We start from the raw sequence: 15,043 nt of genomic DNA on the forward strand, positions 1-15,043 counted from the left end.
AGGGTGCGGCCAGTTTAAAGGACTTTCATCCCTTTGGTTTCTTCGATTCTGCCCGTTTTCCCTGCAGTATTAAAAATACTGCTTTTCTTAACATGGAACAGGCAAAAAATCTTATTCAAAAAAGATTAAAATACATAACAAATTACCATAATGGAAATGATAGGAGGGGTTGAATGGAAGGTCTTTACTTTTACTGGCTGGCCTGGATAGCGTGGATTTGGGTTACATTCATCATGGGTAAGAATCATCCTAACAGGCTGAAATGGGCCATTTGTCTGTTAGCTGTCATTATAGCTTCACCTTATAAAGTTGATTTCCTGTTTTTTAAGTTTCACTTGTCCGCTTTTCCGATCGCCATTTTCATTTTTATGGAAACAAAACGGAAGAAAACTGGTTCATTCCTGTACTTATTTTTAACTTCCTTCATCATTATGCTTGCCTACACAAGTTTTCTGATGTTCGAATTGTTTGATCCTGTCTGGGTATTGTTTGACCGGAAATTGATGCTTGGCGCGGCAGGTTTTTATTTGGCAATCTTGCTGCATAAAGGTGGACAGGATCGAATGCTGGCATTGGTGACAGGTTTTTTGCAGGGTGACATTTTATATTCCGCTGTTTTATGGCGATTTAATTTCCCATATGAAGTCGCTTCGATGACCTTTCTGGACATATTGTTCATTTCCAGTGGAATGCTTATCGCCTGGTCTGCTGTCGAATCACTCATCTCAATCATGTCCAAAACTACATTAAGTGAAGCAGAAGGGGAGGAACAGAAGACTTCATGAATGAATACACGATACCAATTGTTTTTGGAATTGCTATTGGAACAATGTCGAGGCTCCTGATGCTCCGGACTGATTATCGCCAATACCCTACATATTTGCATGGGAAAATCATTCACATAGCTCTCGGTTTCATTGCCGCAGCACTTGGAACGGTTGCAGGGCCTGCGATCATGGAAGAGGAATTTACGGCGGTGACTTTCTTGACCCTTGCCGCATCGCAATTCAGGGAAGTTAGGAATATGGAGAGAAATACGCTTACGGAACTTGACAGCTATGAACTTGTCTCTCGCGGGAAAACGTATATCGAGGGCATTGCGATAGCATTTGAAAGCCGCAATTATCTTGTAATTTTCACTTCGCTTGTCAGCACACTTGCCTATCTGATCTTTAATATTTGGGCAGGGCTCATTGCCGCGGTTTTGGCAGTCCTGATTTCAAAGAAGTTAATGGCGGGCGGCAAACTGAAAGATATCGTCGAGATCGAATATGTAGAACCAAGATTTGATGGTGCAGGATTGTATGTGGATAATATTTACATCATGAACATTGGTCTTCCAGAACGACAAAAAGAAGTGCTTCGCTACGGAATGGGATTTATCTTAAAACCGAAAAACATGAATGCACGGTCCACAATCGCTAATCTTGGCCAGAGGCAGGCTGTTCTTCACGATTTATCCACAGCACTCGGGGTATATCGTGATTCTGGAACACCTGCACTAGTACCACTGGCAAAGAGGGACCTCGATGATGGAAGAGTTGGGGTATTCGTTCTGCCGCAGGAACGGGATATCGAGCATGCCATAACGGTGATCGGTGATGTGCCGACATTGGAGAACGCAATCAGGATGCCTTCTGAGAAAAAAGACCGAGAAGGGAGTGGTTCTCAATGATGCTTGAAAAATTCGTCCTGGCCGCCATTACCACCAATCCAAAAAAGGCGCCTTCCGGTACCGCTGTATTCCATTGTGATTCAAAGGAAGAAATGGATCAGGTTGCGGCAAACTTGGAAGCTATCCTTGATGGTATCGCCCATTCTTTGACCGAGGATCTGTATATTATCGTGAAACATTGACAAGAAATGTTTTCATTGCCTGTTTACGGCATCTTTTGATAAACTGATTAAGCCAGACCCTTCTGTATACTAAAGAAGGGTTTATTTTATAAATGCCGTCCTCCATGATGGTATTTAATTAATAATTGAAAACTATGGATATGTAAGTTTGACATTGTTATGGCCTGGTCTGTGACCTGCAAATAGAATTTTGAAAGGGTGATGTTCATGACGAAACCAGTGGTAGCTATCGTTGGGCGTCCGAATGTCGGCAAGTCTACGATTTTTAATCGAATCGTTGGTGAACGTATTTCGATCGTTGAAGATATTCCTGGAGTAACGAGGGATCGTATATACAGTTCAGCTGAATGGCTGACACATGATTTTAACATTATTGATACTGGCGGGATTGATTTGGGGGACGAGCCATTTTTGGATCAGATCCGCCAGCAGGCAGAAATTGCGATTGATGAGGCGGATGTCATCATCTTCCTTGTCAACGGCAGAGAAGGAGTGACTTCTGCGGATGAAGAAGTGGCAAAGATTCTCTATCGCTCGAACAAGCCTGTTGTCCTCGCAGTCAACAAAATTGACAATCCGGAAATGAGAGACATGATATACGACTTTTATGCCCTGGGATTTGGCGAACCTTTCCCGATTTCCGGCTCACACGGTCTAGGTCTCGGTGATTTGCTGGATGAGGCTGCAAAACATTTTCCAAAGGCCAAGGAAGACCAGTATGATAAAGATGCAATCAAGTTTTCTTTAATCGGAAGGCCAAATGTAGGGAAGTCTTCACTGGTGAACGCAATTCTTGGGGAAGACCGCGTCATAGTCAGTGATATTGCGGGGACAACTAGAGATGCTATTGACTCCCAGGTAACGTATGATGGGCAAAAATATGTCATAATCGATACAGCTGGAATGCGCAAAAAGGGGAAAGTGTACGAAACGACTGAAAAGTATAGTGTTCTAAGGGCCTTAAGGGCGATTGAACGCTCCGATGTCGTTCTTGTCGTTATTAATGCCGAAGAAGGCATCATTGAGCAGGATAAGCATATCGCCGGCTATGCAGAGGAAGCTGGCCGTGCGGTCATCATCGTCGTAAACAAATGGGATGCGATTGAAAAAGATGAAAAAACAATGAAGGAATTCGAGGAGAAAATCCGTGCACACTTCCAATTCCTGAGCTACGCCCCAATTGTCTTCCTGTCGGCAAAAACGAAGAAGCGAATCCACACATTGATGCCGATGATCGATTTGGCTAGTGAGAATCATGCAATGAGGGTGCAGACAAACATTCTCAACGAGGTCATCATGGATGCTGTAGCGATGAATCCAACTCCTACGGACAAAGGAAAGAGACTTAAGATTTATTACGCAACACAGGTGTCGGTAAAACCGCCTACTTTTGTTGTCTTTGTCAATGAGCCAGAATTAATGCATTTTTCTTATGAGCGTTTCCTTGAAAACAGGATCCGGGATGCCTTTGATTTTACAGGCACACCGATCAAGATTTTTGCGAGACAAAGAAAATAAGATAAAGGTTGTGGTTTAAATGGAAAGGAAGAGAGAGAAAGTTGCTGTCCTGGGTGCTGGCAGCTGGGGAACAGCTTTAGCGATGGTTCTAGCCGATAATGGACATGAAGTCCGTTTATGGGGCCATAATCCAGCGCAAATTGATGAAATCAATCAAAATCATATCAACAAGAAATATCTTCCTGAAATTACGCTGCCTGAAACTATCAAGGGATACTCTTCACTTGAGGAGGCATTGCACGGGATCAAAACGGTGATTATGGCAGTGCCTACAAAAGCCATCCGCGAAGTAATCAGGAAAATGACAGAGATAACCACAGAATCTTTGGTCATTGTCCATGTCAGCAAGGGAATAGAACCTGATTCCCTGCTGCGCATTTCTGAAATGATTGAAGAGGAAATGCCAGCTGACCTTCTGGAAAGTGTTGTCGTCCTCTCCGGACCAAGCCATGCGGAAGAAGTAAGCTTGCGCCACCCTACGACTGTGACAGTCTCTTCGAAAAATATGGATGAGGCGGAAAAAGTCCAGGATTTGTTCATCAATAATCATTTCAGGGTATATACAAACCCGGATTTAATAGGTGTGGAGATTGGCGGAGCGCTGAAAAATATCATCGCGCTTGCTACCGGCATATCTGATGGACTTGGGTATGGCGATAACGCAAAGGCTGCCTTGATCACGAGGGGACTTGCCGAAATAGCACGTCTTGGAGTCAAAATGGGCGCCAGCCCTTTGACTTTTTCCGGATTGACGGGGATTGGCGATTTAATTGTTACTTGTACAAGCGTCCATTCCCGTAACTGGCGTGCAGGCAATATGCTTGGCAAGGGGCAGAACCTTGAGGAGGTCCTCGAGAATATGGGGATGGTTGTTGAAGGTGTGCGAACCACCAAGGCAGCTTATCAGCTTGCACAAAAATTTGAAGTCAAAATGCCAATTACCAATGCCCTTCATAACGTTTTATTTAACAACGTCAATCCAAAGGATGCTGTTGATGGGCTGATGTCCCGTGAGAAGACTCATGAGATGGAAGATTTGGCAGATATCCTCGGAGGAAGAAATTAAGCGAAAAATTTTTTTGCAATAATGCGTTCAATATAGGCATTCGAGGATGCGATTCTAACGATGTTTGCATAAGATGCAACGAAGCAAACTGGTGGTTTGAACTGGGTGATAGGGTATTTAGTCATTTAGCTGGAGTAAAGTTGACCGCCCCTTCTTTACTTCAGCTTTTTTTTTGCTTAATCAGAAGCCTGAAGACAAATTTGCAACAGTGATTGCAGATTATGATATAATACTGTTCGAAAAAGGGAGGGGTTCAGTTGTCACCCGCATTATTAAAAATGTATATTTCTTTTGTAGGCATGGGCAGTATGATTTTGTCCCTTGTTGCCATTTATCTTAGCCGTTATAAGTTAAAAGGATTTTTCAAGATTGCCACGGCTGTCATTGCATATATGTTAATGGTCCTGGCAGGCCTGATAATCTTTTTTGTTGTTTTCAGCGGCCCGACGAGCGAATAAAATACATAGAATTAAGGATTGGGATCAATGAATAAGAGCCGATTTTTCCTGCCGGTCATCATTGTGCTGTTTACTTTGACTGGCTGTATGTTTCCAGAAGAAAAATTAATGCAGAACCAGGTGCCCTATAAGGACCAGCTTGACAGTGTCCAGTCTGCAGTCGATCAGTATAAGGAAGCCAATGGCGGTTTGCTGCCAATCAAGACTAGAGATGCAAAAACACCGATTTATCAAAAGTACCCGATCGAGTTTAAGAAGGTCGTCCCTAAATTTATTGCTGAGCCGCCGGGGAATGCATTCGAAAGCGGCGGACTTTTTCAATATGTCCTGGTCGATGCAGAAACAAATCCGACAGTGAAACTGCTTGACTTAAGAATGGCAGATACGATCCGGGAAATCAAAATGCGGATCAAAGCCAATGGCTATCCTCCATTCAAGGACCAAATTGCTGAAAATGTGTATACCATCGACTTCAAAAAGATTGGTTATCAAGAGGAGCCTGTTGCAGTCAGCCCCTTTACAAACCAAAACTTGCATTTTGTCATTTCGACAGAGGGCGAAATCTATGTGGATTACCGAAGTGACCTTTTTCAGGCTATGAAATCCTCCGGGAAAGAACTCAAGGAAGGAGAGGATATCCGGGGCATCCTTGTGGAGAATTCCATGTTCGTGCCGGCATATTCTTTACCTTATACCATTGATAAAGAGACCAATGAACCAGTCTTTTTAGCAAAATAGTCATAACCCTGTTTCTGCAAAATATATTGTAGAGGCAGGGTTTTTTTGTCTTAAAAAAGATATCGACTGTCCTCATAAATGAGAATCGAGGAATCTTTTTATAAGGTTGTTTTGGATTTCGGAGATAAAATAATCAGCAAATAGACCAAAACTCCTTTGTTAAATCAAAATTAAGGAGGTAAAAAAATAAAAAATTGTCATATCGATATAGGACAACATCATAGATATATACTGTCCCAGATTACAAATTTGGATGAATTTATTCCCACTAACTCTATGATCGGGAGGGGATCACTTGGAAAAGGTAGATATTTTTAAGGATATCGCCGAGAGGACTGGCGGCGATATTTACCTGGGGGTTGTAGGTGCGGTCCGCACTGGAAAATCCACGTTTATCAAAAAATTTATGGAGCTGGTGGTTTTACCTAATATCAATAATGAGGCTGACAGAGCCAGAGCGCTTGATGAGCTGCCGCAAAGTGCAGCAGGTAAAACGATTATGACGACCGAACCTAAATTCGTGCCTAACCAGGCAGCATCCGTGCATGTGGATGAAGGGCTGGATGTGAATATCAGGCTGGTAGATTGTGTCGGCTATACAGTTCCTGGAGCAAAGGGATATGAAGATGAGAATGGGCCAAGGATGATCAATACACCTTGGTATGAAGAGCCGATCCCTTTCCATGAAGCAGCTGAAATTGGAACCAGGAAGGTTATTCAGGAGCATTCAACACTTGGCGTCGTCATTACGACGGATGGGACAATTGGGGAGATCCCAAGGCAAGATTACATTGAAGCAGAAGAAAGAGTAATCGAAGAACTGAAGGAAGTCGGCAAACCATTCATCATGGTGGTGAACAGTGCGCAGCCGTATCATCCGAATACAGAAACGTTGCGTGCACAATTGGCAGATAAATACGATATCCCAGTGCTGGCTATGAGCGTGGAAAGCATGCGTGAATCAGATGTTTTAAGCGTCATGAGGGAAGCTTTATACGAATTCCCGGTACTGGAAGTAAACGTCAACCTGCCAAGCTGGGTGATGGTTCTCCGGGAGAATCACTGGCTGCGTGAGAGCTACCAGGAAGCTGTCAAAGAGACAGTGAAGGATATTAAAAGACTTCGTGATGTTGACAGGGTTGTCCATCAATTCAGTGATTTTGAATACATTGACCGAGCCGGCCTGGCAGGTATTGAAATGGGCCAGGGTGTAGCTGAAATCGATCTTTATGCACCTGATGATCTTTATGATGAAATCCTCAAAGAAATCGTTGGCGTGGAGATTCGCGGCAAGGACCACTTGCTGGAGCTGATGCAGGAATTTGCATACGCAAAAGCGGAGTTCGACCAAATTTCAGATGCACTTAAAATGGTTAAGCAGACAGGATACGGGATCGCATCTCCTTCACTGACGGACATGAGCCTGGAAGAGCCGGAAATCATCCGCCAGGGTTCTCGTTTCGGAGTCAGATTAAGGGCTGTAGCTCCTTCCATCCATATGATTAAAGTGGATGTAGAGTCCGAATTCTCGCCAATCATTGGCACTGAGAAGCAAAGCGAAGAGCTTGTCCGCTACTTGATGCAGGATTTCGAGGATGATCCGCTGTCGATCTGGAACTCCGACATCTTTGGCAGAAGCCTGAGCTCGATTGTGAGAGAAGGCATTTCGGCTAAATTAAGCTTGATGCCGGAAAATGCCCGATATAAATTAAAAGAGACACTGGAAAGAATCATCAATGAAGGTTCTGGTGGACTGATCGCAATCATACTTTAATTTGACTCCTTTTTGGGAGTCTTTTTGTTTTTTGCTCTGGGAAGCTAAATGTTGATTTTTAAACCCTGGTGATGTAGTGTAAGGCGCGTAGATTCCTCGAAAATGCTAACGAATTTCCTTCGTGTGTGGGCAGGTTCAAGGTAGTTAAATCAATGTCCTGCGGGCGCAGCTGGTCAGGTGAGACCTAGGTGAAATGATTCACGTGAGGAATCATTTGCACCCCGCAGGAACGAATCGGCGAGGAAGGCTAAGCGCCAGCCCCAAGGAAGAATTGCTCATGAAAAAGACGGCAGTTGGTAATTTTCATATTCTTCCAACGGAAAGCGAAGCGCCTGGAACGAAAATCAAAAGCCTGTTTAACAGATTCTTGTTTTTTAAAGAAATCAGGCGATTTTTCAGGTAAGGTAAATTAATCTTCTAATATAATAAAAATTTCCTGGAACAAGCAAAAAAACTGGCAAGTAAGGGATAAATATATTATTTTATGTTTAAACCCCTCTGACAAGGGTAAGGAAAGAGGGTTAACTTATTACAAATATGTTTCAAAGAAGAAAAGATTCCCATTATTTCTTGAAATTATCTTGATAAGAGGAAAACATTATGATAATCTTTTAACAGAATTAGCGTTGTTGCTTAAAAACCCTTATGTAATAGGGGTTCAAGCGATTTTGGATGAATTTATCAACAAATGATAAATAAAATCTTCCAGCAACGTATAGAATTCATATGTTTTGTTTAGAAATGTAGTAAGATGCTTAATTTCTGAGCAATGGGATCTCTTTGGGAGGAGGTGAATGGCATGAACAAAACAGAACTTATCAATGCAGTTGCAGAAGCTGGTGAGCTTTCAAAGAAAGACGCAACAAAAGCAGTTGACGCTGTTTTTGATTCAATCTTAAATGCATTAAAAGATGGGGACAAAGTACAGTTAATCGGTTTTGGTAACTTCGAAGTTCGTGAGCGCGCTGCCCGTAAAGGACGCAACCCACAAACTGGTGATGAAATCGAAATCTCTGCAAGCAAGGTGCCTGCTTTCAAACCAGGCAAAGCGCTTAAGGATGCAGTGAAATAATTACATACGGCGCACTGAGCGTATGCTAAACCCCAAGGCCGCGACCCGTTCGCGGCCTTTTTCTATGGGGTGAAACATTTAGCTTTGCCTGCTTTGATTTGGTTATGCTAAGATGAAAATATTATAATCAAATAGTTGGAAGACTATACAAGATTATAATGAGATTGATGGACCATAGGAGGAAACGCAGATGTCAAACGTCAATCGTGCCCAAATCGAAGAAGCGGTACGTTTAATATTAGAAGCAGTCGGTGAAGATCCTAACAGGGAAGGGTTGCTCGATACTCCAAAGCGGGTTGCGAGGATGTATGAGGAAGTTTTTTCAGGCCTTAACCAGGATCCAAAAGAATATTTCGAAACCATTTTTGGTGAAGACCATGAGGAGTTAGTCCTGGTCAAGGATATCCCATTCTATTCTATGTGTGAGCACCATCTTGTTCCTTTCTTCGGCAAGGCTCATGTCGCATATATTCCAAGAGGCGGAAAAGTTACCGGTCTCAGCAAGCTTGCAAGGGCAGTTGAAGCGGTAGCTAAACGGCCGCAGCTGCAGGAGAGAATCACGTCGACAATTGCGAATGCGATTATGGAAAAGCTTGATCCGCATGGTGTCATGGTTGTGGTTGAAGCTGAACATATGTGCATGACGATGAGAGGAGTCAAAAAACCTGGCTCTAAAACAGTTACCTCTGCTGTGAGAGGTACACTGGCTGAGGATGTAAATGCTCGTGCTGAAATTCTCTCTTTAATCAAAGACTGATATATTAGTCTTAATCATAATCTATCTCCGTATCGATGATGGCAAGAACTCATGAAAAGATTTCGAAGGCTGAAAGAAACTCTTTTAGCCTTTTGTTTTATATGAACTGAAATTTGATACTTGATTTTGAAATGCAAGTCTCGTCATATTCTTTTTGGGGAAGGGGGATAATAATGGATAAGAAACAAACCTTAAACACCGATTATGTCATAATCAAAGCGATTGAGGATGGCGTGAATGTGATTGGGCTTACAAGAGGGACAGACACTCGTTTCCACCATTCAGAAAAGCTCGATCAGGGTGAAGTCATGATCGCCCAGTTCACAGAACACACTTCAGCTATTAAAATCAGAGGTCACGCCAAGATTGTCACACCTTTTGGCGAAATAGAGAGCGAGAAAAAGTAAAGCGGTTCAAAAAACAACTATTTTGTTACAAAATCATGCTCAATTTGTAGCAAATAGTGTTTAATTTATATTATCACGCCCATGTTTTTATCTTTTGTGATATAATTGTCACTGCTTTGGAATGTTCGGTATAGATTGATCAGGCGTTTTTTTTATGCCTGTCTTAAAATATTCTATTTTTAAAAATGGGCTCTCCAGGCCTGAATGACAAGTATCTATTCTTGACTAAAACCAAGTTATGCCCGCTGCCGGCAATCCAATAAATAAGGGGAACAAGGGTGATTCATTTGCTAGATTTACAAAACAAATTAGACGGCATCAGGGAGCTTCTTATAGAAAAACTTTCACATCCTTACTTGCAGAAGCATGTAGAATCTCCTTTTATTGATGATGATCGACTCTTGCTGCTTACTTCATTGCTTGAACAGCAAGAAGGCAACCAGGAGAGAGCAACCAGTTACACCCTGACCACCATGCTCCTGCAAATCGCCCTTGATACCCATGAGCATGTTCGCAACTCCCTGCCAGGTGAAGGGGATGAAAGCCATAAGCAGCGCCAATTGACGGTTCTTGCCGGGATATATTACAGCGGTCTGTATTACAAGCTGCTTGCGGACCTTGAAGATACTGATATGATCAAACAATTGGCATCTGGTGTAAAAGAAGTGAATGAGCATAAAATATCCTTGTATCAGAAAGATCCTGTAGCAATCGATCAATTGATGGAAAGCTTAAAACTGATCGAATCTTCTCTCCTGGGCAAGGTTGCTGACCATTATCATGCGGCAGAATGGTATGAATTCGCTTCAAACTGGCTTTTCGTCAAAAGGCTGCTTTCTGAAGAAGCAATTTACATGAATACAGGGCATTCTCTGCTATTCAATGCGCTGAAGAAGATCGCACTCCCAAAAATGGATCAAAAGGCTGCTGAACTTTCTGCTGAGCAGCAAAAATACCTTTTGTCGATCTGTACAAGATACATGGAATTTTCAATGACAAAGATAAAAACAGCTTCGAAAAAGCTTTCTGGGATGAACAGCTTGCTGCTGGAACGGTTAGACCTGACCGCCGGGCAGTATCAGACCATGTCTAAAAAATTCGCGGAAGAAGGGTAATGCAATGCAGCAATCGAAAGAAGAACGTGTTCATGGAGTCTTTGAAAAAATCTATGAAAATTACGATCAAATGAACTCTGTCATCAGCTTTCAGCAGCATATTAAATGGCGCAATGACACAATGAAGAAGATGAATGTCCAAAAAGGGGCTGCTGCCCTTGATGTGTGCTGTGGTACGGCTGACTGGACGATTGCCCTTGCGGAAGCTGTTGGCAAGGATGGCAAAGTGACAGGTCTTGATTTCAGCAAAAACATGCTGAAAATAGGTGAAGAAAAAATACAATCGCGCCACATGGACCAGGCAAACCTGATCCATGGGAACGCCATGGAGCTCCCATTCGATGACAATAGCTTTGACTATGTCACGATTGGGTTCGGATTGAGGAATGTCCCTGATTACAATCAGGTACTGCGGGAAATGCACAGAGTTCTTAAGCCTGGCGGTATGGCAGTATGCCTGGAAACTTCCCAGCCTACCATGCCGGGATTTAAACAAGCATACCGATTATACTTCAGGTTTATCATGCCAATGTTCGGAAAATTGTTTGCGAAAAGTTACGATGAATATTCATGGCTGCAGGAATCTGCTAAGGATTTCCCAGGAATGAAAGAGCTGGCCAAGATGTTCACGGAAGCCGGTTTCGTAAACGTCGAATACAAACCATACAGCGGCGGAGTTGCTGCTGTGCATATAGGCCGTAAATAATCCAATAGATTCTGGCTGCCCTTTTCTCATCGCTCGGCAAGGAAGGTCAGCCTGTTTTCATTTAAGGTCACTCTATTTATCCAGAATAGAACAGGGCCGGATGTAATTCTGTTGAGATTAAAAATGAAACTATTTGCCTGGGCATTAATTGCCCGCATAAAAGAAACCTCCTAATTGTGCAATGAAGCCATGAGGATGAGAAAGTCGCAACAATGGAGATCGAGAATGCAAAAGCTGGGTGGATAATAATGAAGATGAAGCTGTTATATACATATTTGAATTCTGATTTGACGTTAATAGAAAGAGAACTGGAAGAATCAATCCAGGCAGATTCCCATCTGCTTAGACAGGCAAGCCTGCACTTGCTTAAAGCAGGAGGGAAACGGATAAGGCCTGTTTTTGTGCTTCTCGGTGCGAAATTCGGTGATTATGATATCAATGTCATCAAGGATGTCGCGGTCTCTCTTGAACTCATCCACATGGCATCACTGGTACACGATGATGTGATTGATGATGCCGAATTGCGAAGAGGGCAGCCGACGATCAAGGCAAAATGGGATAACAGGATTGCCATGTATACAGGGGATTACATATTTGCGAGGGCGCTGGAGCTTATGACCGAAATTAAAAATCCGGCAGCGCACCAGATTCTCTCAGATACCATTGTCGAATTAAGTATTGGTGAAATTGAACAAATAAAAGATAAATATAATTTCGACCAAAACCTGCGCAATTATCTGCTCAGGATTAAGCGGAAGACAGCTCTTTTGATTGCTGCCAGCTGCCAGCTTGGTGCTGTTGTGGCAGGAGTCCCGAAAGAGGAGCATCACAAATTGTATAAATTCGGCTACTATGTCGGGATGTCCTTCCAGATTACGGATGATGTGCTTGATTTCACAGGAACAGAAAAGGAGCTTGGAAAGCCCGCTGGCGGGGACCTGCTCCAGGGTAACATCACCTTGCCAGTCCTGTATGCTATGCAGGATGAGTACATCAACAGCAGGGTCCGGACAGTCCATGAAGGAATGGAAAGGGCAGACCTGGAGGAAGTCCTGAAGCTGGTCCAGGAATCTGGCGCGATTGAAAAGTCTCTTGAAATCAGTGACCGGTATCTGGATAAAGCACTCGCCATCCTTGAGGAACTTCCGCCAAACAGAGCAAAGAAGTCATTGCGCGACATCGCCAAATTTATTGGGAAACGCAAGTATTAGCAAGTTGCGAATTTTTCAAAAAAATGATACTATTTCTAAGGATTGCTTTTGTAAGCGGTTCACATACATAGTGAAATAGGAGTGGAACTCATGGAAAAGACTTATTTGATGGTCAAGCCTGATGGCGTGCAGCGCAACCTGATCGGCGAAGTTGTAGCACGTTTTGAAAAGAAAGGCTTCCAGCTAGTTGGCGCAAAGCTTATGAACATCCCAAGAGAACTTGCTGAAGAGCATTATGGCGAACACAAAGAGCGTCCATTCTTCGGCGAATTGGTAGATTTCATTACTTCTGGTCCAGTATTCGCAATGGTTTGGCAAGGTGAAAATGTAATCACAACTGCACGCCAGATGATGGGTGCTACAAACCCTAAAGATGCAGCTCCTGGAACGATCCGCGGAGATTTCGGCGTTACTGTAGGAAAGAACGTCATTCACGGTTCAGACTCACCAGAAAGCGCAGAGCGTGAAATCGGACTATTCTTCAAACAGGAAGAGTTGGCTGAATACAGCAAATTAATCAACGAGTGGGTTTACTAATATAACCCCTGGACACTTGCTTATAGCAAGTGTCTTTTTTATTTGCGTCATTCTACTGCATCGGTGTACTGCTTTCGGATTATCGATTGGCATCATTGTGGACCCAACGGGGTTCGAGGCACCGATAGACTTCATTGGAGCAGTTATTTTCTAAAAAATGTAATATAAAGTAACCTACCGCCCTTATTGGGGCACTTGTTTTGCAAAAACTGTAATATCGGGGTACCAATAGCCCTTATTGGAGCACTGGTTATCCAGAAACTGTAATATCATGTCCCAATAGCCTTGATTGGAGCAATTGTTTACCAGAAACTGTAATAACATGTCACCAATAGCCTTGATTGGAGCCCTGATTATCCATAAATTGTAATATCGTGTCTCTAATAGCCTTGATTGGAGCATTGATTATCCAGAAATTGTAATATCATGTCTCTAATAGCCTTGATTGGAGCATTGATTATCCAGAAATTGTAATACCGTGTCTCCAATACCCCTTATTGGAGCTTTAATTATCCAAAAACTGTAATATCGAGTCACCAATAGCCCTTATTGGAGCCCTGATTATCCAGAAACTGTAATATGCTATCTCCAACAGCCTTGATTGGAGCATTGATTATCCATAAATTGTAACACCAGGTCAACAATAACCCTTATTGGATCACTGTATCTCCAAAAAAACTATTAGTTCGGCTCAACAATAGCCATAATTGGGTTTCATGCACAAAGCTCCTTGTATCTAACTGAATTAAGAAAGGGAATTTGTGCTAAATAGGGATAGCAAAAAATAGTGCACCTATCTCAAAGATTTCCGCTATAATGAGATTGTCCAGATTTTTCTAGTACCGATAAGGAGCAAACTGATGCAGCAAGACTATGAAATCTTTATATCGAAAATCTACGAGAAGACAGGTATCAACCTTTCTCTCTATAAAGAAGCCCAGATGAAGAGAAGGCTGACTTCACTCTATCAAAAGAAAGGCTTTTCATCTTTCCAGGATTTTTATCAAGGGCTCGACAAAGATCGGCAGCTATTGAATGAATTTCTCGATCGCATGACCATCAATGTTTCCGAGTTTTACAGAAACGCAAAAAGGTGGGAGGTCCTGGATCAGACAATCCTTCCTGAATTATTGAGCAAAAATCCTAATCCGAAAATTTGGAGTGCCGCCTGCTCGACCGGAGAAGAGCCATATACTCTATCAATGGTGCTTTCAAAGCATATACCACTATCCCGGATTCAGATTCATGCGACGGATATCGACGAAAACGTATTGGCAAAGGCAAGGCTTGGTGTTTATTCAGAAAGGGCGCTGAATGAAGCGCCAAAGGATATGGTTAACAAGTTCTTCAAGAAGGAAGGGCCATATTATACGGTAGCTGATGAAATCAAGAGGACTGTTACCTTTAAAAAACAGAACCTGCTCGCCGACCGCTATGAGGGTCCGTTCGATCTGATTGTCTGCCGGAATGTCCTGATTTATTTTACCGAAGATGCAAAGGAAAGCATCTACCATAAATTCAGCTCGGCGTTAAGGCAGGGCGGCATTTTATTTGTGGGCAGCACAGAACAGATCTTTAATCCTAGTACATACGATTTTGAGACAGCGGAGACTTTCTTTTACAGGAAGAAATAACAGGAGGAGCCGGGTGACCGTGCTCCTTTTGTTATTTGTAAAATAAAATCACCTGATGTCTGCAGACAATAATACATGATGGTTTTTTTGCGAGACTGAAGGGTTCATGATAAAATGGCTTCATTCTTTAAAAGGAATCATACATATTTCGAAATTTTTAATTTATTTATTGGAAACTGTGTGATATAGTAAA

General features: G+C 42.6%; 17 protein-coding genes. 16 read left to right on the top strand and 1 reads right to left on the bottom strand.

What is annotated here, in order from left to right:
- Nucleotides 1–173: 173 nt before the first annotated feature.
- The 13 genes from FS736_RS10750 (at nucleotide 174) to FS736_RS10810 (ending at nucleotide 11,468) form a co-directional block, all read left to right on the top strand.
- On the top strand, nucleotides 174–785 hold the full coding sequence (locus FS736_RS10750) for a YphA family membrane protein (RefSeq protein ID WP_144476745.1): 612 nt from the start codon (nucleotides 174–176) through the stop codon (nucleotides 783–785).
- The gene (locus tag FS736_RS10755; RefSeq protein ID WP_144476748.1) at nucleotides 782–1,675 is read left to right on the top strand and encodes a YIEGIA family protein; all 894 of its coding nucleotides are present in this window, start codon (nucleotides 782–784) and stop codon (nucleotides 1,673–1,675) included. The genes FS736_RS10750 and FS736_RS10755 overlap by 4 nt, the downstream gene beginning before the upstream one ends.
- Nucleotides 1,672–1,857 carry a capping complex subunit for YIEGIA gene (locus tag FS736_RS10760; protein ID WP_144476751.1) on the top strand — a complete coding sequence of 62 codons (186 nt, stop codon included), beginning with the start codon at nucleotides 1,672–1,674 and terminating at the stop codon, nucleotides 1,855–1,857. Before FS736_RS10755 ends, FS736_RS10760 begins: the two co-directional genes overlap by 4 nt.
- A 207-nt stretch (nucleotides 1,858–2,064) precedes the next feature.
- Entirely contained in the window at nucleotides 2,065–3,375 is a 1,311-nt protein-coding gene (gene der, locus FS736_RS10765; protein WP_144476754.1) for a ribosome biogenesis GTPase Der, read from the top strand.
- Between the two features lie 19 nt (nucleotides 3,376–3,394).
- Nucleotides 3,395–4,441, top strand: a complete 1,047-nt coding sequence (locus tag FS736_RS10770) for an NAD(P)H-dependent glycerol-3-phosphate dehydrogenase (protein ID WP_144476757.1) — start codon at nucleotides 3,395–3,397, stop codon at nucleotides 4,439–4,441.
- 257 nt (nucleotides 4,442–4,698) lie between these two features.
- On the top strand, nucleotides 4,699–4,899 hold the full coding sequence (locus tag FS736_RS10775) for a DUF2768 domain-containing protein (RefSeq protein ID WP_144476760.1): 201 nt from the start codon (nucleotides 4,699–4,701) through the stop codon (nucleotides 4,897–4,899).
- 27 nt (nucleotides 4,900–4,926) lie between these two features.
- Nucleotides 4,927–5,637: a hypothetical protein gene (locus FS736_RS10780; protein ID WP_144476763.1), complete on the top strand. Its 711-nt coding sequence runs from the start codon at nucleotides 4,927–4,929 to the stop codon at nucleotides 5,635–5,637.
- 295 nt (nucleotides 5,638–5,932) lie between these two features.
- Nucleotides 5,933–7,411, top strand: a complete 1,479-nt coding sequence (gene spoIVA / locus FS736_RS10785; RefSeq protein ID WP_144476766.1) for a stage IV sporulation protein A — start codon at nucleotides 5,933–5,935, stop codon at nucleotides 7,409–7,411.
- A 799-nt stretch (nucleotides 7,412–8,210) separates the two neighbouring features.
- Nucleotides 8,211–8,483 carry an HU family DNA-binding protein gene (locus FS736_RS10790; RefSeq protein WP_079509561.1) on the top strand — a complete coding sequence of 91 codons (273 nt, stop codon included), beginning with the start codon at nucleotides 8,211–8,213 and terminating at the stop codon, nucleotides 8,481–8,483.
- A 190-nt stretch (nucleotides 8,484–8,673) separates the two neighbouring features.
- Nucleotides 8,674–9,240: a GTP cyclohydrolase I FolE gene (gene folE, locus FS736_RS10795; protein WP_144476769.1), complete on the top strand. Its 567-nt coding sequence runs from the start codon at nucleotides 8,674–8,676 to the stop codon at nucleotides 9,238–9,240.
- 173 nt (nucleotides 9,241–9,413) lie between these two features.
- The gene (mtrB, locus tag FS736_RS10800) at nucleotides 9,414–9,647 is read left to right on the top strand and encodes a trp RNA-binding attenuation protein MtrB (protein ID WP_144476772.1); all 234 of its coding nucleotides are present in this window, start codon (nucleotides 9,414–9,416) and stop codon (nucleotides 9,645–9,647) included.
- Nucleotides 9,648–9,925: 278 nt separating this feature from the next.
- Nucleotides 9,926–10,762 carry a heptaprenyl diphosphate synthase component 1 gene (locus FS736_RS10805; RefSeq protein WP_144476775.1) on the top strand — a complete coding sequence of 279 codons (837 nt, stop codon included), beginning with the start codon at nucleotides 9,926–9,928 and terminating at the stop codon, nucleotides 10,760–10,762.
- Between the two features lie 4 nt (nucleotides 10,763–10,766).
- On the top strand, nucleotides 10,767–11,468 hold the full coding sequence (locus FS736_RS10810) for a demethylmenaquinone methyltransferase (protein ID WP_144476778.1): 702 nt from the start codon (nucleotides 10,767–10,769) through the stop codon (nucleotides 11,466–11,468).
- Between the two features lie 26 nt (nucleotides 11,469–11,494).
- On the opposite strand, the gene FS736_RS25155 is transcribed toward FS736_RS10810, so the two are convergent.
- Nucleotides 11,495–11,626, bottom strand: coding sequence for a hypothetical protein (locus FS736_RS25155; RefSeq protein ID WP_260983581.1), 132 nt, complete (start codon nucleotides 11,624–11,626; stop codon nucleotides 11,495–11,497).
- Between the two features lie 90 nt (nucleotides 11,627–11,716).
- Here FS736_RS25155 and hepT point away from each other — a divergent pair, with 90 nt between their 5' ends.
- The 3 genes from hepT (at nucleotide 11,717) to FS736_RS10825 (ending at nucleotide 14,850) form a co-directional block, all read left to right on the top strand.
- Nucleotides 11,717–12,679: a heptaprenyl diphosphate synthase component II gene (gene hepT, locus FS736_RS10815; RefSeq protein WP_144476782.1), complete on the top strand. Its 963-nt coding sequence runs from the start codon at nucleotides 11,717–11,719 to the stop codon at nucleotides 12,677–12,679.
- Between the two features lie 90 nt (nucleotides 12,680–12,769).
- Nucleotides 12,770–13,216, top strand: a complete 447-nt coding sequence (gene ndk, locus FS736_RS10820) for a nucleoside-diphosphate kinase (protein WP_144476785.1) — start codon at nucleotides 12,770–12,772, stop codon at nucleotides 13,214–13,216.
- An 860-nt stretch (nucleotides 13,217–14,076) separates the two neighbouring features.
- Nucleotides 14,077–14,850: a CheR family methyltransferase gene (locus FS736_RS10825; protein WP_144476788.1), complete on the top strand. Its 774-nt coding sequence runs from the start codon at nucleotides 14,077–14,079 to the stop codon at nucleotides 14,848–14,850.
- Nucleotides 14,851–15,043 lie beyond the last annotated feature (193 nt).

Origin of the sequence: Cytobacillus oceanisediminis 2691, from assembly GCF_007678455.1 — a bacterium.
Classification (GTDB): domain Bacteria; phylum Bacillota; class Bacilli; order Bacillales; family Cytobacillaceae; genus Mesobacillus; species Mesobacillus oceanisediminis_A.